At 54.1% G+C, this 22,209-nt stretch carries 19 protein-coding genes; 16 read left to right on the top strand and 3 right to left on the bottom strand.

What is annotated here, in order from left to right; genetic code table 11:
- Positions 1-7: 7 nt before the first annotated feature.
- From O6944_09425 to O6944_09380, 10 genes are all read left to right on the top strand, one after another.
- Positions 8-583, top strand: coding sequence for an SPOR domain-containing protein (locus O6944_09425; GenBank protein MCZ6719355.1), 576 nt, complete (start codon positions 8-10; stop codon positions 581-583).
- A 92-nt stretch (positions 584-675) separates the two neighbouring features.
- Positions 676-1,164 (top strand): CvpA family protein, encoded by a 489-nt coding sequence (locus tag O6944_09420; protein MCZ6719354.1) that lies wholly within the window; start codon positions 676-678, stop codon positions 1,162-1,164.
- Positions 1,165-1,205: 41 nt separating this feature from the next.
- Positions 1,206-2,717 (top strand): amidophosphoribosyltransferase, encoded by a 1,512-nt coding sequence (gene purF, locus O6944_09415; protein ID MCZ6719353.1) that lies wholly within the window; start codon positions 1,206-1,208, stop codon positions 2,715-2,717.
- Positions 2,718-2,912: 195 nt separating this feature from the next.
- The gene (locus tag O6944_09410; protein MCZ6719352.1) at positions 2,913-4,103 is read left to right on the top strand and encodes an O-succinylhomoserine sulfhydrylase; all 1,191 of its coding nucleotides are present in this window, start codon (positions 2,913-2,915) and stop codon (positions 4,101-4,103) included.
- Positions 4,104-4,369: 266 nt separating this feature from the next.
- Entirely contained in the window at positions 4,370-5,575 is a 1,206-nt protein-coding gene (locus tag O6944_09405) for an aminotransferase class V-fold PLP-dependent enzyme (protein MCZ6719351.1), read from the top strand.
- 98 nt (positions 5,576-5,673) lie between these two features.
- Positions 5,674-6,624: a CoA ester lyase gene (locus tag O6944_09400; protein MCZ6719350.1), complete on the top strand. Its 951-nt coding sequence runs from the start codon at positions 5,674-5,676 to the stop codon at positions 6,622-6,624.
- A 22-nt stretch (positions 6,625-6,646) separates the two neighbouring features.
- The gene (locus tag O6944_09395; GenBank protein ID MCZ6719349.1) at positions 6,647-7,822 is read left to right on the top strand and encodes a malate--CoA ligase subunit beta; all 1,176 of its coding nucleotides are present in this window, start codon (positions 6,647-6,649) and stop codon (positions 7,820-7,822) included.
- A gap of 21 nt (positions 7,823-7,843) precedes the next feature.
- Complete coding sequence (gene sucD / locus O6944_09390; protein MCZ6719348.1) at positions 7,844-8,734, top strand: succinate--CoA ligase subunit alpha; 891 nt, start codon at positions 7,844-7,846, stop codon at positions 8,732-8,734.
- 9 nt (positions 8,735-8,743) lie between these two features.
- Positions 8,744-9,715, top strand: coding sequence for a D-glycerate dehydrogenase (locus O6944_09385; GenBank protein ID MCZ6719347.1), 972 nt, complete (start codon positions 8,744-8,746; stop codon positions 9,713-9,715).
- On the top strand, positions 9,712-12,477 hold the full coding sequence (locus O6944_09380; GenBank protein ID MCZ6719346.1) for a phosphoenolpyruvate carboxylase: 2,766 nt from the start codon (positions 9,712-9,714) through the stop codon (positions 12,475-12,477). The genes O6944_09385 and O6944_09380 overlap by 4 nt, the downstream gene beginning before the upstream one ends.
- A 79-nt stretch (positions 12,478-12,556) precedes the next feature.
- On the opposite strand, the gene O6944_09375 is transcribed toward O6944_09380, so the two are convergent.
- Positions 12,557-14,329 (bottom strand): formate--tetrahydrofolate ligase, encoded by a 1,773-nt coding sequence (locus O6944_09375; GenBank protein MCZ6719345.1) that lies wholly within the window; start codon positions 14,327-14,329, stop codon positions 12,557-12,559.
- Between the two features lie 469 nt (positions 14,330-14,798).
- On the bottom strand, positions 14,799-15,683 hold the full coding sequence (locus O6944_09370) for a DMT family transporter (protein ID MCZ6719344.1): 885 nt from the start codon (positions 15,681-15,683) through the stop codon (positions 14,799-14,801).
- 375 nt (positions 15,684-16,058) lie between these two features.
- Here O6944_09370 and O6944_09365 point away from each other — a divergent pair, with 375 nt between their 5' ends.
- The 6 genes from O6944_09365 to ispF all read left to right on the top strand — a co-directional run bounded on the left by O6944_09365 (position 16,059) and on the right by ispF (position 21,439).
- Complete coding sequence (locus O6944_09365) at positions 16,059-17,720, top strand: CTP synthase (GenBank protein ID MCZ6719343.1); 1,662 nt, start codon at positions 16,059-16,061, stop codon at positions 17,718-17,720.
- Complete coding sequence (gene kdsA / locus O6944_09360; GenBank protein MCZ6719342.1) at positions 17,707-18,525, top strand: 3-deoxy-8-phosphooctulonate synthase; 819 nt, start codon at positions 17,707-17,709, stop codon at positions 18,523-18,525. The genes O6944_09365 and kdsA overlap by 14 nt, the downstream gene beginning before the upstream one ends.
- Positions 18,526-18,568: 43 nt before the next feature.
- Positions 18,569-19,864: a phosphopyruvate hydratase gene (gene eno, locus O6944_09355; protein MCZ6719341.1), complete on the top strand. Its 1,296-nt coding sequence runs from the start codon at positions 18,569-18,571 to the stop codon at positions 19,862-19,864.
- 81 nt (positions 19,865-19,945) lie between these two features.
- Complete coding sequence (gene ftsB / locus O6944_09350) at positions 19,946-20,254, top strand: cell division protein FtsB (protein ID MCZ6719340.1); 309 nt, start codon at positions 19,946-19,948, stop codon at positions 20,252-20,254.
- 7 nt (positions 20,255-20,261) lie between these two features.
- Positions 20,262-20,975, top strand: a complete 714-nt coding sequence (ispD, locus tag O6944_09345) for a 2-C-methyl-D-erythritol 4-phosphate cytidylyltransferase (protein ID MCZ6719339.1) — start codon at positions 20,262-20,264, stop codon at positions 20,973-20,975.
- Positions 20,966-21,439: a 2-C-methyl-D-erythritol 2,4-cyclodiphosphate synthase gene (gene ispF, locus O6944_09340; protein MCZ6719338.1), complete on the top strand. Its 474-nt coding sequence runs from the start codon at positions 20,966-20,968 to the stop codon at positions 21,437-21,439. The genes ispD and ispF overlap by 10 nt, the downstream gene beginning before the upstream one ends.
- 65 nt (positions 21,440-21,504) lie before the next feature.
- Here the strand turns inward: ispF and O6944_09335 are convergent, their stop codons facing one another.
- Positions 21,505-22,047 (bottom strand): Smr/MutS family protein, encoded by a 543-nt coding sequence (locus O6944_09335; GenBank protein ID MCZ6719337.1) that lies wholly within the window; start codon positions 22,045-22,047, stop codon positions 21,505-21,507.
- Positions 22,048-22,209: the final 162 nt, after the last annotated feature.

Below are 22,209 nucleotides of genomic sequence, written 5' to 3'. Positions count from 1 at the left end.
ACAGAAGTTGAAAGAACGACTGGTGGGTGCTGCTGTGCTAGTCGGCCTTGCCGTTATTTTTGTACCTATTCTTTTTGACGAGACGCCAGTGCCTGTAACCACGATCACCGCGACCAACATCCCACCTAAACCTACGGACGCTTTCAGTTCACGGATTGTGCCAATTGGCGAGCCAACTCATCATGAGCCACGGGAGCAAAGTGTCGTGCGCCCCATGCCATCTGAGTCGGTGACTGAAACCGAAGGCGGCGCGCCCGTGGTCGCGGCCACAAAGGACGTATCAGAGGCGAAGTTGCCAAAGCCTAAGGAACCACGCGACGGTCAACTGGTGAGCGAACGGGTTGGCCTGATGGCTTGGGTCGTACAGCTTGGTAGCTTTTCACGCGAAGCAAATGCCCAAGCCCTTAATGAAAAGTTGCGTAAGAAGGGGTATGAATCGTTTGTTGACCCGGTCTATTCGGGTGGAAAGAAGGTATTTCGGGTTCGAGTCGGTCCCGAACTTGTGCGTTCCGATGCTGACGCCTTGAGGGAGCAGTTGCAGAAAACGGTTAAACTTGAGGGTATCGTTGTTCGATATCCTTAACGGCTTTTCAGCCCATGCACCACCTATGTTGACAGGGAGTGTTCTGCTAGAATGCGCGCAGCCACATTAGCGTAGCAAGGAAATGATGGTTCATGACGGGGCCGGATATTGCAATCCTCTGTATCATCGCGATTTCAGCTCTTTTCAGTCTGGTGCGCGGGTTTCTGCGAGAATTTCTTTCACTGTTGGCATGGATACTGGCGTTCTGGCTTAGCATCGCGTTCGCTCCGGACCTGGCGGAACGGCTTGCCGATCATGTTTCATCACCATCAATTCTGTTTGCGCTTGCCTTCGTTGGGATTTTTGTCGCCACATTACTTATGGCATCGTTTGTCAGTTATGTAGTAGTCAAACTCGGTGGGAAAACCGAGTTTACAGGCGCTGATAGACTACTTGCGCTCTTGTTAGGGATCGCTCGCGGTGGTGTCATTGTAGTCCTGTTGGTGTTGTTGGCTGGCCTGACTCCTTTGCCGTATGACCAATGGTGGGGAGAGTCAATCCTTATTGGGTATTTTCAGGAAATGGCGTTATGGCTTCGTAGTTATCTGCCTGAGGAAATCGCGAGCTACATCAGTTATTGAACAGTGTATGGATTTACTGTTGTCGTGAACGAGGACCAGCAATGTGTGGAATAATTGGAATCGTCGCAAAGACTAATGTCAATCAGGCTTTGTATGATGGCTTGACCGTGCTCCAGCATCGTGGACAGGATGCTGCGGGTATTGTGACCTACGAGGACGGGCGCCTATACCTGCGAAAGAATAACGGGCTAGTTCGCGACGTATTCTATACGCACCATATGATGAATCTAAAAGGGAGGCTCGGGATTGGACATGTGCGCTACCCGACGGCTGGTTGCTCGTCGTCTGCCGAGGCCCAACCTTTATACGTCAATTCGCCTTACGGGATCACCCTTGCACACAATGGTAATCTGACAAACGGTGAGGAATTAAAGCGTGCTCTCTTTTGTGAGGACCTCCGGCACATTAACACGGAATCAGACTCCGAAGTGCTACTCAATGTGTTTGCACACGAGTTGCAGAGGCTTGGAAAGCTCCAGATCGACGCCGAAGACATCTTCACAGCCATCACCAAGTTGCATCGACGTTGTCGAGGAGGTTACGCAGCGGTCGCGATGATCGCTGGAGTCGGGATTTTAGGGTTTAGAGATCCCCACGGTATACGTCCGATCGTGTTCGGCGAGCGTAAGACGAAACGAGGTACAGAATACATCATTGCATCGGAAAGCGTCGCGATCGACGCGCTGGGTTTTGATCTCGTGCGTGATATCGAACCGGGTGAGGTCGTTTTCATCGAGGCTAGCGGGAAGCTTCATACCCGACAATGCGCGGATACCCCGCTCCTTTCGCCTTGCATTTTCGAGTATGTATACCTGGCGCGTCCGGACTCAATCATTGACGGTATTTCTGTATACAAAGCGCGGCTACGGATGGGCGAAAAACTCGCGGCAAAAATCATGAAGCTTTGGTCCGATCATGATATTGATGTTGTAATTCCGATTCCGGATACAAGTCGCACGGCGGCGCTTCCGCTAGCGTACGCACTGGGCCTTAAATACCGCGAAGGCTTTATCAAGAATCGTTATATAACACGCACATTTATTATGCCTGGTCAGGCGGTACGGAAAAAATCTGTGCGTCAGAAGCTAAATGCGATTGGCCTGGAGTTTAAAGGCAAGAATGTGTTGCTTGTTGACGATTCGATCGTACGTGGTACCACATCGCGTGAGATTATCCAGATGGCGCGTGAGGCGGGTGCGAGGAAGGTATATTTTGCCGCCGCCGCGCCACCCGTTAGGTACCCGAACGTGTACGGGATTGATATGCCGTCCGCTAACGAACTCGTCGCACATGGAAGGTCGGAAGAAGAAGTCGCAAAGGAGATCGGCGCGGATTGGCTAATTTACCAGGAACTGGATGACCTGATCGGTTCAGCTAGAAAAGGTAATCGGAAGATTAAGCAGTTTGATACTTCCTGTTTTACAGGAGAGTACGTTACCGGCGATGTGAGTCGGGATTATCTTGATCATTTAGAAGTTCTGCGCTCTGATAAAGCGAAGGTTCAACGGGAGGGTGGAGAGGTCGCCTTGACCGATTTATCGAATAGCGCATGAACTAACAGCATTTATTGACATCCTCGCCCGAATTCTCTAGGCTTCGGGAAAGTGCGCCGATTTGACGTCAGCTTGCGGGCGCGTAAGAAATTCTGCTAAAGCGAGGAAACCTGCTTTAGCGGAAGCTGAAGGCGGGTTTTTTTATGACCTAATGAATGATCTGAGGGTATGGCTCGAAATGGTGGAGAAGGCGTTATGGTAAAGATCGATCCCCTACAATACGGATTTCATACGCGTGCAGTTCGGGCTGGCCAAGTCCGGACGTTGGAAGGTGAGCAGAGCGAGCCCATTTTTGCTAGCTCTAGCTTCGTGTTTAAAAATGCGGCGCAGGCGGCCGCGCGATTCGCCGGAGAAGAGCCCGGCAATATCTATTCCCGTTTCACTAATCCGACAGTTCGCACATTTGAAGAGCGGCTCGCGGCCTTGGAGGGCGGTGAGCGCTGCGTTGCGACTGCATCAGGTATGGCTGCGATACTTAGCACCTGTATGGGGCTTCTAGGCGCGGGGGATCATATTGTTTCATCACGGAGTATCTTTGGCACCACGGTCAGTTTGTTAAATGCGATACTCCCACGTTTCGGTCTTGAAACGAGCTTTGTGCCGTTGACGGATTACGATGCTTGGGAAGGCGCGATCCGCACTCAGACAAAATTTTTGTTTTTGGAGACGCCATCCAATCCGCTTACTGAGATTGCCGATATTCGTCGCTTGGTCGATCTTGCCCATGCCAAAGGCTGCTTGCTGGTCGTCGATAACTGCTTCTGTACGCCAGCGCTACAACAACCGCTGGCCATGGGCGCCGATATCATTATTCACTCTGCGACCAAATATCTGGATGGACAGGGACGCTGTATGGGCGGAGCGGTCGTTGGCAGTGAAGAACTGCTTGGGGAAAAGATTTTTGGATTTCTAAGGACCGCCGGTCCAGCAATGAGTCCATTTAATGCATGGGTCTTTCTAAAGGGGCTTGAGACGCTGCATTTACGCATGCGCGCACACAGCGCGAACGCGTTTAAGCTTGCAGAGTGGTTGGAGCAGCAATCTCAAATTGCACGTGTCTATTATCCGGGTCTTGCATCACATCCACAGCATGTGCTTGCAGGGAGGCAACAAAGTGATTACGGCGGAATTGTGTCGTTTGAGCTTAATGGCGGAAGGGATGCTGCATGGCGGGTGATTGACGCGACACAGCTTCTGTCCATCACGGCAAATCTTGGAGATACGAAAACGACGATCGTTCATCCAGCAACGACCACGCACTGGCGGTTAACACCCGAGGAGCGGGCAGAGGCGGGGGTTACAGAAGGATTGATTCGCATATCGGTCGGCTTAGAAGATGTCGAAGATATTAAGGTCGATCTCACAAGGGGCCTTGATTCGCTTTGAAAATTAGTGGGTCGCGACGCTAAATGGCGGTTTTGTACGCTTGTTGGCGCTAGCCTCTTCGCGCTTTGTTTTCGCTTGCAAACCAAGCGCCTACAAGGTGTAATTGGATGCGTATGTTTGGCGTAGCGTGGTAGAGTTCGGCGCTTCATAGCGTCGCGCCGGGGGCTATTTTTCCATCGGTTCCGGCCCCGTCTGAAACGACGATAATAACCATAACGTCAATAAAATCAAACGGTATTCCTATAAAACTTGGAGGACGCACAATTATGCCCGGACGTAATTTCCTCTTTATTCCTGGACCTACCAACGTTCCGGACAGAGTTCGCCGGGCCATGGACATTCCAATGGAAGACCAGCGGGCCCCTGATCTGCCGGAATTTACGCTTGCTCTTTACGAAGATTTAAAGAAAGTCTTCAAGACCAAAATGGGACAAGTCTTCATTTTCCCGGCGTCAGGGACCGGCGGTTGGGAGGCGGCTATTAGCAATGCCCTTTCACCGGGGGATAAGGTCTTGGCTTCAAGCTTTGGTCACTTTTCTCACCTGTGGATTGATCTATGCCAACGTCACAACTTGGATGTTGAGGTAATGGAAGTGGAATGGGGCGAAGGGGTGCCCGTGGAGAAATATGCGGAGCGGCTCGCTGCTGATAAGAACCATGAAATCAAGGCGGTTCTTGCGTGTCAGAACGAGACAGCGACTGGCGTGACCAGCGACATGGCCGGTGTTCGCAAGGCCTTGGATGCAGCCAATCATCCGGCTTTATTCTACGTCGATGGCGTGAGTTCAATTGCCAGTATCGACTTCCGCATGGACGAATGGGGAGTGGACCTGGCTGTCAGCGCCTCCCAAAAGGGCTTCATGCTGCCGTGCGGTCTTGCCATCGTTTGTGCCAGTCAAAAGGCGCTGGAAGCTCGAACAGCCGCCAAGTTGCCCCGCACATTCTTCGACTTCGAGGATATGATCAAGACCAATAAGGATGGGTTCTTCCCATATACCCCGGCGATGACGCTCATACGCGGCTTACGCGAGTCCGTCAATCTGTTGTTCGAGGAAGGGCTTGAGAATGTCTTTGCGCGTCATAATCGCTTGGCCGAGGCAGTGCGCCGAGCGGTAGATGCTTGGGGCCTCAGACTCTGTGCCAAGGAACCGAAATGGTATTCCGATACGGTCAGTGGCATCTATGTGCCAGAGGGATTCAATGGATCCGATGTCGTTAAAGTGGCCTACCAGCGCTACAATCTTTCGCTGGGTGTCGGGCTGAATAAGGTCGCGGGAAAGATTTTCCGCATCGGTCATTTGGGTGATCTCAATGAACTCATGATCTTGAGCGCGATCGTCGGTTCGGAGATGTCGATGCGGGATATCGGGATCGATATCGAACCGGGCAGCGGTGTCGCGGCCGCTGAAGAATTCCTTCGCAGCATGGCCGAGGCGTTCGATACCAGTAAAGGGGCAACGGCTGCCATGTAAGCTGGCACCCCAGGCGCACTCTTTCATAAAGACCGCAATCGGGAGAGGCGCTTTTTATGCTCAGCAGTTTGGCCCCATAAATTAGGGAGGAGTGGATTGTGAGTCATACTCGTTATGAACCCACCCGTGTGCGGCTGCAACGCAGTGAGCTGGCGGTGCCTGGTTCTAATCCAAAGATGATCGCTAAGGCCGCTGACAGTGGTGCGGATTATGTCTTCCTTGATCTCGAGGACGCCGTCGCGCCGGCCGATAAGGAGCCGGCGCGCAAAAATATTATCGAGGCGCTCAATGAGATCGACTGGCGGGGTAAAGGCAAAACCATCTCTGTTCGCATCAACGGCATCGATACCCACTATATGTACAGGGATGTGGTCGATTTGCTGGAACAGGCTGGAAGCCACCTTGATACAATCTTGATTCCAAAGGCGGGGACGCCATGCGATGTCTACATGGTTGATGCCATGGTAAGTCAAATTGAGGAGGCGAAAGGAATTGAACACAGCATTGGACTTGAAGTACTGATCGAAACGGCCCTTGGGATGGCCAATGTCGAGGCGATCGCCACATCGAGTAAGCGCTTGGAGGCGATGCACTTTGGCGTTGCGGATTATGCCGCCAGTTGTAGGGCAAGAACCGTCAACATCGGGGGGCTCAATCCAGACTATCCGGGCGATCAATGGCATGCCGCACTTTCTCGCATGACGGTTGCCTGTCGCGCTTATGGGTTGCGTGCTATTGATGGACCGTTTGGTGATTTCAATGATCCGGAAGGTTATGTCTTGGCGGCAAAGCGGGGTGCGGCGTTGGGGATCGAGGGCAAGTGGGCTATCCATCCGTCTCAGATACCGCTCGCTAACGAGGTCTTTTCTCCCCCCGAGTCAGAGGTGGACAGAGCGAAACGTATTCTCGAGGCCTTGGCGAAGGCAGCCCGGGAAGGCAAAGGGGCGGCGCAGCTCGATGGTCGGATGATTGATGCAGCCTCTGCCCGCATGGCGGAAAATGTTGTCAAGGTCGACGAGGCAATCCGGGCAAAGGAGAAGGCCAACTGACGCCATCTTAAGGAGGTAAGCGGTGGATATCCACGAATATCAGGCAAAAGAACTGCTCTCGGATTTCGGTGTCACGGTACCGGCCGGTGGGCTCGCATACAGTCCTGAACAGGCGGCCTATCGGACAAAGGAAATTGGCGGCGAGAAGTGGGTTGTGAAGGCGCAGATCCATTCGGGTGCCCGCGGTAAAGCGGGCGGCATCAAAGTCTGCTCAAGCGACCGTGAAGTCTTGCAGGCGGCGGATGAGTTGCTCGGTTCGCGGCTTGTCACGCATCAAACGGGGCCCCAGGGCAAGGTCGTGCACAGGCTCTATATTGAAGCGGCGACGGCCATCGAGCGCGAACTGTATCTAGGCTTTGTGCTGGATCGTAAGTCAGAGAGGATCATGGTTGTCGCGTCGTCGGCAGGCGGTATGGAGATCGAAGAGATCGCGCGCCAGAAGCCGGATTCGATCCTGCGGGCCAGCATTGAGCCAGCGGTGGGGATGCAGGCCTTCCAGGCCCGCGAGGTTGCCTTTGGTTTGGGTCTGGAGCGAGCGCTGGTCAGCCAGGCGGTGACGACATTTCTTGGATGTTATCGGGCGTTTCGGGACCTTGATGCGACCATGGTTGAGGTCAACCCATTGGTAGTCACGGAGGACGGGCGGCTAGTCGCGCTGGATGCCAAGATGACCTTCGATGATAACGCCCTGTTCCGGCATCCCCATATCTCTGAGCTACGTGACAAGTCACAAGAAGATCCGCGAGAGATGATGGCGGCGGATCGCGGGCTCAGTTACGTTGCCCTCACCGGCAACATTGGCTGCATCATCAACGGTGCAGGGCTTGCGATGGCAACCATGGATATGATCGAACACGCGGGGGGTGAGCCGGCGAACTTTCTTGATATCGGTGGCGGCGCATCGCCGGAGCGGGTTGCCAAGGCATTCCGCCTGGTATTGTCTGATGAGAATGTGCAGGCGATGTTGGTGAATATCTTCGCTGGGATCAACCGTTGCGATTGGGTTGCGGAGGGCGTGGTGCAAGCTGTCGAAGATATCAAACTGAAGATCCCGTTGGTCGTGCGCCTTGCCGGCACAAACGTTGAAGCGGGCCGCCGAATATTAAAGGACAGCGGCCTGCCGATCATCAGTGCGGATACGCTGGCCGAGGCGGCCGATCGAGTCGTTGCTTCATGGAAAGAGGCACGGGGTAACTAGTTTTTTCGAGGGATTCGAGCCATGAGTATATTGCTAGATAAAAAGACAAAAGTCATCGTTCAGGGTTTTACGGGTCAGATCGGCACCTTCCATGCCACGGAGATGATGGAGTACGGGACCAACATTGTGGGTGGCGTCACACCCGGCAAGGGCGGCACGATCCACCTGGGTAAGCCAGTATTCAATACGGTCAAGGAGGCCGTCCAAGAAACAGGCGCAACCGCCAGTATCATCTTTGTGCCCGCCCCGTTTGCGGGTGACTCGATCATGGAAGCGGCTGATGCGGGGATACGCGGGTGCGTTGCCATCACGGACGGGATCCCGGCCCATGACATGATCAGGGTGAAGCGCTATATGTGGCGCTACAAGAAGGATCAGCGTATGTGTTTAATTGGACCTAACTGTGCCGGCGTCATCAGCCCCGGAAAGGCGATGATGGGGATCATGCCGGGTCATATCTATGTATCCGGTCCAGTGGGTGTTGTGGGGCGATCCGGCACGCTCGGGTATGAGGCCGCGTCACAGATGAAGGAACTCGGCATCGGGGTGTCAACCAGCGTGGGGATTGGCGGGGACCCGATCAACGGCAGTTCCTTCAAGGACATCCTGGAGCGTTTTGAAGAAGACGATGAAACAAAGGCTGTGATGATGATCGGTGAGATCGGTGGGCCTCAGGAAGCAGAAGCGGCGGAGTTTGTGCGGGATCACATGTCGAAGCCGGTAGTTGCTTACGTCGCGGGGCTGAGCGCACCGAAGGGCCGCAGGATGGGTCATGCAGGGGCCATCATTTCCGCCTTTGGTGAGAGTGCCGCGGAAAAGGTCGAAATACTGAAAGATGCGGGCGTTAGGGTGGCGCCGAGTCCCGCCGAGTTGGGTGCCACCGTGGCAGACGTGCTTAAGAAGGCGAATTAGTAAGCGTTCATGGAGAAGCTAAAGGTTATCGTGACCCGGCGTTGGCCGGAAGAGGTGGAGGAAGAGCTGAAGGCGCTCTTTGACGTAGAGCTCAACGAGAATGACCACCCCATGAGTGTCACAGAACTTCAGGAGGCTCTCCGTTGTGCCGATGCGGTACTGCCTACGGTATCGGACAAGATCACCGCCGAGGTCCTCAGCGCCGAGCCCCTGAGGGCAAAAATCCTTGGGAACTTTGGTGTCGGGTTCAACCATATTGACTTGAACGCTGCAAAGGAGCGGGGTATTACCGTAACCAACACCCCGGACGTGCTGACCGACTGTACGGCGGATACCGCCATGACCTTGCTGCTCATGGTGGCGCGGCGAGCGGGTGAAGGCGAGCGGCATGTTCGCTCCAAGTCGTGGACCGGGTGGCGACCCACCCATATGCTCGCAACGAAGGTGAGTGGCAAGACCTTGGGCCTTGTTGGCATGGGACGAATTGCGAAGGCCGTGGCGAAGCGGGCGCATTTTGGTTTTGGCATGAACATTATTTTTTATGATCCCTATCCACCGCCTAAGGACGTTGTCGCAGCCCTAGAAGCGCAGCCATGTGAAACACTGGAAGACGTCTTTAAGGATGCGGATGTTGTTTCGGTACACTGCCCAGCTGGTAAGGAGACACACTATTTGATCAACGCAGAAAGGTTGGCGCTGATGAAACCAACTGCCTTTCTCATCAATACGTCGCGTGGTGATGTCGTTGATGAAAAGGCGCTGGTCAAGGCTCTGCAAGACGGTACCATTGCCGGTGCTGCTCTGGATGTCTATGAAAACGAGCCGCAGGTCTCGAAGGAGTTGCTTGCAATGGAGAATGTGGTCCTGTTTCCCCATCTTGGCAGTGCCTCACGAGAGACCCGTGTAGCGATGGGCATGCGTGCGCTGGAAAACGTCAAGACGTTCTTCGCCGGTGAGACCCCGCGTGACAAAGTTGTGTGACTGAGGACCCAATCCTTTCTGCACCACCCCCAGTCTCTTCCCCGGTAGACGATCCTGAGGCGGCGGCCGCCGCCTATGCAAACGAGGTCATTGGCCTCCTATCTAGGCTGCTCGGGGACGTCATCCACGCCCGCCATCCGGCTATTGTGCCCGCCTTTAGGGGCGAGGTGCCGGCGCCCAGCAATGAGCGCGAATTGTTACTGCGGTTCCTACAAGCGCACGGAATTTGGTTCCAGCTCTTGAGTATTGCAGAGCAGAACGCGGCCATGCGCCGGCGACGGCAGGTCGAACGACAACGGGGGGCCGACCAGGTCCAGGGTACGCTGCCCTATGTAATTGCGAATGCGGCGGCATCAAAGGTCAAGGCGGAAGAGATTCAAGCGCTGCTCGATACGGCTCGGGTGCGACCGGTGATCACGGCCCATCCCACCGAGGCCAAGCGCGTCACGGTCCTGGAGATACACCGGCGCATCTATCTCTTGCTGATGGAATTGGAGTCGCCTCGTTGGACGCCCCGGGAGCGAGAGGCACTGGTTAGTGATCTGAAAAATGAGATTGACCTCTTATGGCTTACCGGTGAGCTCCGCTTGGAAAAGCCCACCGTGGCCCAGGAAGTTGCATGGGGCCTGCATTTTTTCGAGGAGTCCCTGTTCGAGCGCGTGCCGGAACTCCTGGAAAAGCTCGAATGGACCCTCGGCCAACATTATCCTGAGCATACGTTTCGCATACCGCCCTTCTTTCAGTTCGGGTCTTGGATCGGCGGTGACCGCGACGGCAATCCATTCGTTACCAACGAAGTGACTAAGGACACGATGTTAACTAACCGTCTTGTATCTCTTACACGATACCGGCAGAGGCTCGAGCACTTGGTACGAACCAGCAGTATCGCGGAACACGCGCTCAATGTATCAGAAAAGTACCTGGAAGCACTTAGCCGCACGCTGGAGGAGAGCGGGGATAAAGACGGCATCGCTGTGCGCAATCCCGGCGAGGTCTTCAGGCAATTTGCCATGTGCATGCTCCGAAAGTTAGATGCGACCCTTTCAGGCGCCGATAATCAGGCGCCCGATTCAAAGAGTCCGACCTACGCCAGTGCCGATGAACTCATTCGTGATCTGAACATCATGGAAACCGGGCTTGTGGAGTCTGAATGCGAATCATTGGCCAAAAGTTTGGTACGCCCGCTGCGGCGAGAGGTGGAGATCTTTCGTTTCAGGACGGTCAGCCTGGACGTACGCGAAAATACCACGGTGACTAACCGTACGCTGGCTGAATTGTGGCGCCACCTCACCCATCAACCAATAGAGTCTCTACCGGATCCCACCTCAGACGAATGGAAGGAATGGTTGATTAGAGAACTTGCGCGACCACTCAATGGCTTGCCGAAATTAGACGGATTTGGACCGAAAGCCGCATCGACCATAGGGCTGCTTCGGGTCGTGCGTGACATGAGTTTGGAGGTGGATCGGGAGGCAACCGGGAATTTTATCTTGAGCATGACACAGTCAGTAGCGGATGTGCTGGGCGTCTATCTCCTCGAAAAATACGCGGGCTTATTTGCTGATGCGGAAGGGATTGAACGCGCGACCTTGCTGGTGGATCCGCTTTTTGAAACCATAACGGATCTGAATTCGGCGCCGACGATTATGCGGGAGCTTCTCTCGATCCCAGTGGTGCGGCGAACGGTGCGTGATCTTGGCGGGGTTCAGGAAGTCATGATTGGGTATTCAGATTCCAATAAGGACGGTGGCTTTCTGACATCGAATTGGGAGTTGAGCAAAGCCCAGGCGAAGCTGACGCGCGTTGGGGAGGAGTGCGGCATTCCCATCGCGTTCTTTCATGGCCGTGGGGGGTCGGTGAGCCGGGGTGGCGCGCCGACGGGACGAGCGATCGCTGCGCAGCCAGCGGGATCGGTCCATGGCCAATTGCGTCTGACCGAGCAGGGTGAAGTCGTGACTTACAAGTATGCGAACCGCGGTACCGCCCAATATAATATGGAACTAATCGCGGCAAGCGTGCTCGAGCATTCGCTCAAATCGGGAAAAGAACCGGAGCTCAAACCCAATCCGGAGTTCGATGAGACCATGGAGGCGTTATCTGGTGCCGCCTATGCGGCTTATCGGCAACTGGCGGAGCATCCCGGCTTGGTGACCTACTATCAGGCGGCGAGTCCTGTTGATGAGTTGGTGCTGCTCAAGATCGGATCACGACCGGCACGGCGTTTTGGCGCCAAGACGCTCAATGATCTACGGGCGATCCCCTGGGTGTTCGCCTGGACACAGAACCGACATATGGTGCCGGGCTGGTATGGGATCGGAACGGGACTCGAGCGCTTTATCGCTGTGCGCGGAGGGCTAGGTGAGCAATTACTCGGGCGCATGTTCAATGAATCGCGTTTGTTTCGGCTAATTGTTGACGAGGCAGAGAAGACCTTACCGCAGGTAGATCTTGCCATCGCCCGTGAGTACGCGGACCTTGTGCCAGATAGAAGTGTTCGAGATGAGATCTTTTCCATGATCGAGGACGAATATCACCGGACCGTCAAGATGATATTGCAAATCACCGGTCAGGGACTCTGTGAACGGTTTCCGCGTTTTAGGCGCCGGCTAGGACGAAGGCTGCCGACCCTTAATCAGATCGGTTATGAGCAAGTCAAATTGATCAAGCGCTTCCGCCGCGCAAAAAAGGTGAAGCAGTCCGATCTTGTGCCTTTGTTGCTTAGTATTAACTGTGTCGCGGAAGGGTTAGGTTGGACCGGCTAGCCGCCACGGGACAGGCAGGCACCTGGTTATTTGGGATCCGTTCCTCGCGAGTGCAGCCTCCCCATCTCAGGTGAAAGCACTAAAATAATCCTTTCACTCTGCCGGTATCGACATCGATGTCGATCCGGCGATAGGCGGGATCGGATCCGGTACCAGGCATCAAACTGATATTTCCGGCAACAGGACAGATAAACCGTGCCCCGCCGTAGGTGAGGAAATCGCGAATGTGAAGGGTCCACCCTTTAGGTACGCCTTTGAGGCTGGGATCGTGCGACAGGGACAGATGGGTTTTGACCATCATTGTCGTATAGTCCTTAAGCTTCTGATCTTTCTCGAATTTTTCTGCTTTGGCCGTCGCTTCTGCGGTGTAACTTACGCCATCCGCGCCGTAGACCTCTTTGGCAATCAGCTCGATGCGCTTGCGCAGTGGCGTATCCAGATCGTAGAGAAACTTAAAGTCGACTTTGTCATTACATGCATCCATGACCGCATCGGCCAACTCCAGGGCCCCCTCGCCGCCGTATTGCCAGTGGCGTGAAACTGCAACCCGCGCTCCCCCTTCTTCGCACATCTTCTTTGTCAGCTTGATTTCTTCTTCTGTATCCGTGTGAAAGGCGTTGATGCAAACAACAGGATTAATGCCGGCCTTCTTTACGGTATTGATATGATGTATCACATTTGCCATACCATCCTCAAGCCATGCGAGATTCTCCTCAAGGTATTCTTTTGGTATCGGTCGGCCGGGTACAACCGGCGGGGCGCCGGCATTTACGCCATGGTGCTTCAAGGCGCGGATCGTGGCGGTAATGACCGAGACATTGGGAATGTTTCCGGAGTAGCGGCACTTCACGTTCCAGAATTTTTCAAACCCGATATCCGCACCAAATCCTGATTCAGTGATGTGGTAGTCCGCCAGCTTCAGGGCCATCTTGTCGGCGACGATCGATGATTGCCCCACAGCGATATTTGCAAACGGGCCTGCATGCACAAAGCAGGGCTGCCCTTCGATGGATTGAAGCATATTCGGATTGATAGCGTCTCTCATCCAGGCTGTCATGGCGCCTGCAACCTCGAGATCTTCCGTAGTGACAGGGTTATCTTGTTTGTCGTATGCGACCACGATAGCACCTATCCGTTCTCTGAAGTCTGCAAGGTCGCTGAAGATGGAAAGTATGGCCATAACCTCTGAAGAAACGGCAATGGTAAACTTTGAGGACATCATGAAGCCATCCATCTTGCCGCCGATGCCGATGATGATATTGCGAAGGGCCTGGGCACAGAAATCGATAACCCAGCCCATTTCGACATTCTTCGGATTGATATTGAGTCGACTCAGGTTACGCTTTGCGAGCGTTGCGTCGTCATAGTTGAATTCGTGCTGCATTCTTGCCGTAAGTGCGACCATGGCGAGGTTGTGTGCGTTCATAACGGCATTGATATCGCCAGTCAGTCCAAGTGAAAACTCAGTCAGAGGTATACACTGAGAAAGTCCGCCTCCGGCGGCTGAACCCTTAATGTTAAATGTCGGGCCACCGGACGGCTGTCTAATGCAGGCCGTCACTTTTTTACCTCGTTTACCAATTCCTTGTAACAGACCGAGCGTCGTCGTCGATTTGCCCTCTCCGAGCGGTGTTGGCGTAAGGGCCGTGACTTCAATAAACTTGCCGTCCGGTTTGTCCTTCAGGCGGCTCAGGACTTTTGCATAATCAATCTTTGCAATATGATGTCCGTGCGGGAGCAGTTCATCGTTCGCAATACCCAATTCGTCAGCGAGCTGCTGAGCTGTTTTCATATTCTGCTCAGCCGCCGCTGCAATTTCCCAATCAGCGTGTTTGGTTGGATCAAGTGCCATGATGAAATCCTCCTTTTTTTTTCGCCCGTATCACCAACGCTGAATAAATTCTAATGAGGAGTTTCGCCTTGTCATATGCCCCCGGTTTGAAGTGGTTTTTTGGCTTGGGGGCTTTTAATTTCTTTGTTTAAAGATTCAGCATTGTTGTCCCGTGATTATGCAGTGAGTCATTGGCCGTTGTTTTTGATCGGCAATGAACGGATCGTCGGGCGGCACCCATCAACGGCGCCTGGGTGCTCAGCTAATGTAGCTTGGTGATGTCTTCCATCCGTTTGGCATTGCAGGACGCTCCCCCTCCAACCGCCGCGTGCCTTCTGCTAGCGTCATAATTTTAACCATTTGGATCCAGGATCCCTACTGAAATCATCCTTTCGAATCCGCTATCGGTTCTCGGTGGCGGAACGCCTGCCCGCTCTTAATATATCGCCCGTATGCTTGTCAGCCGGCAAGAGTAGATCGTTATTCTGATTTATTCATGAATCGTGATGCGCGCAGCCGCCTGGCGCTTTGGTGAAAGGCTCAGCGCGAGGATCCCGGCTATGCATACCAACGTTGTCCCTAGCATTGTAAGTCGATCAGGGACCTCTCCCCAAATCGCCCAGCCGATCGCTGCGGCAAATATTACCGTCGCATAGGTATATGGCCCGATCTGCGCGGCGGGCGCTAGGGTGTAGGCGTGGGTGAGGCACAGTTGCCCAATGGTTGCGAAGGCCCCACCGACGGCCATCGCTGCAAGTGCCCCAAGCGCCGGCGTCTGCCAGTTCCAGATGAGTGGCAACGCTGAGACAAGGGTGCAGATCACCGCAAAATAAAAGACGATCCGTAGGGTTGGCTCGGTGTCTGATAAGCGGCGGATACTCACCATCGCGACGGCAGCGAAGACGCCCGAAGCCAGGCCGACAAACACCGCGTCAGAGAGTATCCCAATACCAGGCTTTAAAATGAGGCTGATGCCAAGGAAGCCGACGATGATTGCAGATCCTAAGCGTGCTGTTAAGCTCTCTCCCAACCAAAGCAAGGCGATAATGGGGATAAATAACGGCGCGCTAAAATTGAGTAAAACGGCTTCAGCAAGCTGCAGGTGCGCAATGGCGTAAAAGAAACAATACATCGCGGCAAGTCCGAAAAGGGTCCGGACGAGATGATGAGTGAAGCGTCGCGTTGCCAAGGTCCTAATGCCGCTCTGATACAGCCAGGGAGCGAGCACAATGAGTCCAAAAAGATTGCGCAGAAATACGATCATTTCATTTGATAATGACTCAGAGGCAAGCTTGACGGTGGCACCCATGCCAGCGAAACTGAGCGCGGCGGCAAGAGCGAAGCCGATCCCTCGAAATAGATGATCTGAATGCATGGGGGCGCGAGATCGGTGACCCGTTGGGCTTGGTGGGGGCTCTGAATATTGAATCGTTCTGCTTGGGCGTACGTTACAGGATGACGTGGCCCGGTGCTACTCCGTTTCGGGCGACATGTGGATTTGATTGAGAAACCGGCGCCATTCTGGTACTTTCTACTCCCGTCCTTTTAGCACATTGATCCCTCTTGTGGGGCTTCTCGGCCTTATGTTTGATTTCGGGTGTTTTGTTGCGATCTGCTGGCGTTCATAACACCCAGAAGAGGGGGTTAGCCATAGTCAGTAATCTCGTTGCTGCCAGGTCGAACGTCTCGGTGTGCATAACGGGGCGTAAAGGGCCTTGCGGCAGGACCTTTTTTTTGTAATGTACGCGTGATGTCTAAGACAAAGTTCGTCTTTATTACTGGCGGCGTCGTGTCCTCGTTGGGAAAGGGCATTGCATCTGCTTCGTTAGGGGCCATCCTCGAAGCGCGAGGCCTCAGAGTGACGCTCTTAAAGCTTGATCCCTATATTAATGTGGACCCCGGTACCATGAGCCCGTTCCAACACGGCGAGGTCTATGTCACCGAAGACGGAGCGGAGACAGACCTCGATTTGGGGCACTACGAGCGCTTCGTGCGCACCACGATGGGGAGACGCAATAACTTTACGACAGGTAAAATTTACGAGAGTGTCATTCGTAAGGAGCGGCACGGACAGTATCTGGGCGCCACGGTCCAGGTGATCCCACACATTACCGATGAGATTAAAAGTTCCATCATGAGTGGCGCAGGCGATGCTGAAGTGGCCATGGTAGAGATTGGTGGAACCGTAGGTGACATTGAATCTCTACCATTTCTTGAGGCCATTCGTCAAATGCGGATCGAACTTGGGGCTGAGCGTACCGTCTTCATACATTTGACGCTGGTTCCATTCATACCCACCGTTGGGGAAATGAAGACAAAGCCGACGCAGCATTCTGTAAAAGAGCTGCGGTCGATCGGTATACAGCCGGATATTCTCCTGTGCCGCACAGACCGCCCTATCCCAGAGGCTCAGAAAAAAAAGATCGCGCTGTTTACAAATGTTGACGAGAAGGCGGTTATCTCGGCGGTCGATGTCGACAACATATATAAGATCCCGAAGCTGTTACATGAACAGGGGCTGGATGCCATCGTCGTGGATAAGCTGCGCCTAGACGCGTCGTTGGCCGACTTAAGTGAGTGGAACGCCGTAGTTGATGTGATGCAAAATCCCGAGGCTGAGGTTACTGTCGCTATGGTGGGCAAGTACGTAAATCTCATGGATTCGTACAAGTCTCTCTCGGAAGCTCTGATCCATGCAGGGATCCACACGCGCATCCGGGCAAACATTCGTTACGTGGATTCAGAAGACATTGAAGCGTCGGGTACGGGATCTCTTAACAGCGTGGATGCGATTCTCGTCCCAGGCGGTTTCGGCGTGCGAGGTATCGAAGGCAAGATACAAGCAGTGAAGTTTGCCCGAGAGCAAGGGATTCCGTATTTGGGTCTTTGTCTAGGTATGCAAGTTGCGGTGATCGAGTTCGCCCGCAACCAGGCAGGCCTAGCAGGCGCGAATAGTTCTGAGTTTAATCCGCAAACGCCTCATCCGGTCATCGCACTGGTTAGCGAATGGATCTCTTCCGATGGAACAGTTGAACGGCGTGATGAGCATTCGGATCTGGGCGGCACCATGCGGCTGGGAGGGCAGAAATGTCGTTTAGTCCCGGGTTCACGGGTTCGCGAGATGTATGGGAAACCTGTGATCGTGGAACGGCATCGACATCGTTACGAGTTTAATGGTTCCTATGGGGCCAAACTGCAGGATGCGGGGCTTTTGATCGCCGGGACGTCGATGGACGGTAAATTGGTAGAGATTATCGAAAACCCGGCCCACCCATGGTTTATCGCATGTCAATTCCATCCCGAATTCACCTCTACGCCACGGGATGGTCATCCGCTATTCTCCGGATTCATCCGGGCCGCGATTAAGTACCATCAAGCAAAGAGCCCTGAGATCAAGAATGCGGCTATTTGATTTTGAGGTGGATGTTAACGCCCCATTCTTTCTCATTGCCGGGCCTTGTGTAGTCGAAGATGAGCAACTCGCCTTAGATAGTGCAGAGCAGCTCAAAGCAGTCACTGACGAACTGCACATTTCCTTTATCTATAAGTCATCTTTCGATAAGGCTAATCGAACCTCCCTTGAGAGTTTCAGGGGGTTAGGGATCGAAGAAGGTCTACGGATACTCGGCAAGGTCAAGCGTGAGCTCGGTGTCCCAGTTCTCACCGATGTGCATGAGGATTCGCCGCTTGATGAGGTCAGTGACGTTGTCGATATGCTGCAGACACCGGCGTTTCTCTGTCGACAAACTAACTTCATTCAGAATGTGGCCCGACAAGGCCTCCCGGTGAACATAAAGAAAGGTCAGTTCCTTGCGCCGTGGGACATGAAGAGTGTCGTGCACAAGGCCAAGGCTACTGGGAATGAACGGATCCTCGTTTGTGAACGGGGCACATGCTTTGGCTACAATTACCTCGTTTCCGACATGCGCTCGCTGGTCGTAATGCGCGAAACCGGTTGTCCGGTTGTCTTCGATGCGACGCACTCAGTACAACTGCCTGGTGGCCAGGGTGATCGATCAGGCGGTCAGCGCGAGATGGTTCCTGCACTTGCACGCGCCGCCGTGGCAGTCGGTATTGCTGGTTTGTTCATGGAAACTCATCCCCATCCTGATCAGGCGTTAAGTGACGGACCCAACGCATGGCCTCTCGGCAAGATGCGCGAGCTACTGGAGACGCTCAAACTTTTGGATGAACAGGTGAAGACGCACGGTGTATGAGTGTTGCACGAGATGGATAGGCGGGGTTTGTAGGGTAGAGTAGATGTCCGCGATCACAGCGATTCAAGCCCGCGAGATTCTGGATTCGCGCGGCAATCCAACCGTTGAAGCCACTGTGATGACACAAACCGGTGTGGCGGGTACCGCCAAGGTTCCCTCCGGTGCCTCCACTGGCACACGGGAGGCCGTTGAGCTCCGTGATCGCGATCCCAGGCGTTACGGCGGCAAGGGCGTGCAGAAGGCCGTGGCGAATGTTACCCGCGAAATCTTCCCCATGCTTAAAGGGATGGATGTCTCGGATCAGGTGGGCGTTGATCAGACCATGATTGACCTGGATGGCTCGCCCACTAAGGAGCGGCTTGGTGCAAATGCCATCCTTGCTGTTTCCATGGCAACAGCTCGAGCCGCTGCCAGTGAAGCGGGTGTTGCCCTGTATGAGTATCTGGGCACCGATGGCGCATTTCACATGCCGGTTCCTATGATGAATATCATCAACGGTGGTGCTCATGCCGATAACAATGTTGATCTCCAGGAATTTATGATCCTGCCGGTGGGCGCCACGAGTCTCCGCGAGGCGGTACGCTATGGGGCGGAGATCTTTCATGCCTTAAAGGCCGTGCTTCATTCGAGAGGGCTAAACACGACCGTCGGCGATGAGGGTGGATTTGCACCTGATCTCCCTTCAAACGAGGCAGCCATTGAAGTGATCCTGGAAGCGATCGCGCAGGCGGACTACCAGGCGGGTGAAGACATTCTATTAGGCCTCGATGCAGCGAGTTCAGAATTCTTCAAGGATGGGCGCTATGTATTGGCCTCAGAGAATCGCGCCCTTTCGGCTCAAGAATTAGTTGATGTCTTTGCAACTTGGGCGGATCGGTATCCTATCATCACGATTGAGGATGGCATGGCCGAGGATGATTGGGACGGCTGGCACTTGCTCACCGAACGATTAGGCTCACGCGTCCAATTGGTTGGTGATGATGTGTTTGTCACCAATACCAAATTATTGGAAAAGGGAATAAACAAAGGGATCGCCAATTCAATCCTTATTAAGGTAAACCAGGTTGGGACAATCACTGAGACTCTTGCGGCAATTCAAATGGCAAAGGCTGCCGGTTACACCGTGGTTATCTCCCACCGGTCTGGGGAGACCGAGGATACAACGATCGCAGATTTGGCTGTGGCCACGTCCGCTGGGCAGATAAAAACCGGTTCCTTATCACGTTCAGACCGGGTGGCCAAGTATAATCGCCTGATGCTGATCGAGGAACAGCTTGGGGATCGATCTGTGTATCCTGGGCGAAGTGCATTTACCCGTTTTTCTGAATCGTGTGCCTGACGCTGTCACGATGCGGGATCATGATGATATGACTGCCGTGATCAAGGATGCCGTGACACCAGTGATTTCCATGGTCTAACCATGAGGACACTCGGGGTCATTTTCGCGCTGCTCCTTATCCTGCTGCAATATAAGTTATGGTTCGGACATGGTGGTCTCACCGAGGTACGTCGCTTGGATCAGGCTAGGGAGGCACAAATTCTGGAAAACGAGCAACTTAAGGAAAGAAACGAGTCCCTTGAGGCGGAAGTCCAGGATCTCAAGCAAGGACTTGAAGCCATCGAAGAGCGAGCCCGCAGCGAGATGGGGATGATTGCGACGGACGAAACGTTTTATTTATTCGTTAATGAATCAGAGACAACAGGGACAGACGTGCCCGCTCAGGATTAGCGGCTGAATGACAGGCGAGCACTTCTGGGCGGTAATTCCCGCTGCCGGGATTAGCGAACGCATGGGCGGCGATGTTCCGAAACAATATTTTTCATTGCGTGGTCGGCCGGTCATCGAACATACGCTGAATCGTTTTTGCACCCATCCACGCATCAAAGGGGTTGTCGTAGTAATCGCTGAGCATGACAGTCACTGGCAAGCACTTGAACTCCCCTACAGCAATCAGGTGATCGTCGCGACCGGCGGTGTTGAGCGATGTCATTCCGTGCTCAATGGACTGAAAGCTGCTGAGACAGTTGCCCGGTCTGAGGATTGGGTGTTGGTGCACGATGCAGCGCGGCCTTGTGTGCGTGAAGAAGATATCAATCGCTTGCTGGATGTCTTGGCGGATGATCCGGTGGGTGGACTGCTCGCGCTGCCGGTGCGCGATACCATCAAGCGAGGTCAGCTGGATAATACCGTACAGGCGACCGTGGAACGCCACGGCCTCTGGCATGCGCTGACGCCACAAATGTTTCGCCTAGAAGCCCTTCGCTGTGCCATTGAGGCGGCGCTGGCGCAAGGCCAGAAGGTAACGGACGAGGCGCAGGCCATGGAGCTTGCGGGTGCAGCGCCGAGGTTGGTTGAGGGACACTCGGACAATATTAAGATCACCAATCGAGAGGACCTTGCACTGGCCGAGCTGTATTTACGCCGACAGGAGCGAGAAGCATGCGCATAGGCCACGGCTACGACGCCCATCGATTCGAGGAAGGGTCATCGCTCATCCTTGGCGGTGTAACCATTCCTTACCATCAAGGGTTGGCTGCGCACTCTGATGGTGATGTGGTCATTCATGCCTTGTGTGACGCACTCTTGGGTGCGGCTGGTTTGGGCGATATCGGTCAGTACTTTCCTGATTCCAAGGCTGAGTTAAAGGGGATCGACAGCCGCATCCTATTGCGTAAGGTTGTTCAGTTACTCAAGGACAACAGTTTGAGGGTCGCCAATGCGGATATTACCATTGTCGCTGAGGCGCCAAAGCTCTCGCCCTATTTTGCGCCCATGAGAAAAAACCTTGCCGCCGATGTGACCATCAACGTTGAATCGGTCAATGTCAAGGCAAGCACAACCGAAGGCATGGGCTTTGCGGGACGCGGAGAGGGCATCGTGGCCCATGCGGTTGTGCTATTGACGACTAATTAGTGATCGGAGCACTTGAGCAGGCGAGTGCTCTCTGGCGAGAACTGTTGGGTCAGTTGCTTTCGCCTTCAGCGGCGCTTAAGTAGCACATAAACCGCGCCGGTCCCTCCGTCTACAGGACGTGTTGAACAGAATGCCAAGACCTCATCCCGCTGGCGTAGCCAATTATTCAATTTGTTTTTTAGTACCGGCTGCTTGTTGCGTGATCGGTGCCCCTTGCCGTGGACGATCCGCACGCATCGCCGATCCCTTGACTGGGATTCGGTCAGGAACTCGGCGAGCCTCCCGGACGCCTTATCGACATTCATCCCGTGGAGGTCAAGTTCCGCCTCAACGGTGAACTGACCACGCCGCAATTTGCGAAACACAGTGCGTTGCACGCCAGGACGCAAATAAAGGAGTTCTTCTCCTGTTTCCAGTTCACTTCCATCAAATTGACCCGACAGCAGCGCCTTTGTGACTTGCTGCTCATCCAGCTGTCTCTGGACTGGGACCGGCGGTGGTTTAGGTTTGTCGAGCGCCGCGCGATCTTGTGGTAGGCGCTTAACGTCGCCCACGGCGCGGCGGAAGATTCCGGTATCATCGCCCGGACGTTTCGATTGCTTGGTCATGGTCGTTGCTTGGTACTCAGTGCACATGGGCGCGTTTGGGATCCCCGGGCAGAGCATGCTGCAGTGCACATGGCAGGTGCTTGGCGTCACCGCGTAGCCTGGATAGGGGTTAAGGCCCGGGCTCCAGTATAGTTCACGTGCATAATTAAATGTATAATCTAA

The sequence above is a fragment of the Gammaproteobacteria bacterium genome (genome assembly GCA_027296625.1).
Lineage (GTDB): Bacteria > Pseudomonadota > Gammaproteobacteria > JAKEHO01 > JAKEHO01 > JAKEHO01.
The sequence above is the reverse complement of the archived record's forward strand: the minus strand, read 5'-3'. Positions and strand labels throughout refer to the sequence as shown.

Coding starts and splice junctions, on each gene's coding strand:
- O6944_09420 (MCZ6719354.1), top strand. CDS start 676: ATGACGGGGCCGGATATTGCAATCCTCTGTATCATCGCGATTTCAGCT.
- purF (MCZ6719353.1), top strand. CDS start 1,206: ATGTGTGGAATAATTGGAATCGTCGCAAAGACTAATGTCAATCAGGCT.
- O6944_09410 (MCZ6719352.1), top strand. CDS start 2,913: ATGGTAAAGATCGATCCCCTACAATACGGATTTCATACGCGTGCAGTT.
- O6944_09405 (MCZ6719351.1), top strand. CDS start 4,370: ATGCCCGGACGTAATTTCCTCTTTATTCCTGGACCTACCAACGTTCCG.
- sucD (MCZ6719348.1), top strand. CDS start 7,844: ATGAGTATATTGCTAGATAAAAAGACAAAAGTCATCGTTCAGGGTTTT.
- O6944_09385 (MCZ6719347.1), top strand. CDS start 8,744: ATGGAGAAGCTAAAGGTTATCGTGACCCGGCGTTGGCCGGAAGAGGTG.
- O6944_09375 (MCZ6719345.1), bottom strand. CDS start 14,329: ATGGCACTTGATCCAACCAAACACGCTGATTGGGAAATTGCAGCGGCG.
- O6944_09370 (MCZ6719344.1), bottom strand. CDS start 15,683: ATGCATTCAGATCATCTATTTCGAGGGATCGGCTTCGCTCTTGCCGCC.
- O6944_09365 (MCZ6719343.1), top strand. CDS start 16,059: ATGTCTAAGACAAAGTTCGTCTTTATTACTGGCGGCGTCGTGTCCTCG.
- kdsA (MCZ6719342.1), top strand. CDS start 17,707: ATGCGGCTATTTGATTTTGAGGTGGATGTTAACGCCCCATTCTTTCTC.
- eno (MCZ6719341.1), top strand. CDS start 18,569: ATGTCCGCGATCACAGCGATTCAAGCCCGCGAGATTCTGGATTCGCGC.
- ftsB (MCZ6719340.1), top strand. CDS start 19,946: ATGAGGACACTCGGGGTCATTTTCGCGCTGCTCCTTATCCTGCTGCAA.
- ispD (MCZ6719339.1), top strand. CDS start 20,262: ATGACAGGCGAGCACTTCTGGGCGGTAATTCCCGCTGCCGGGATTAGC.
- ispF (MCZ6719338.1), top strand. CDS start 20,966: ATGCGCATAGGCCACGGCTACGACGCCCATCGATTCGAGGAAGGGTCA.
- O6944_09335 (MCZ6719337.1), bottom strand. CDS start 22,047: ATGACCAAGCAATCGAAACGTCCGGGCGATGATACCGGAATCTTCCGC.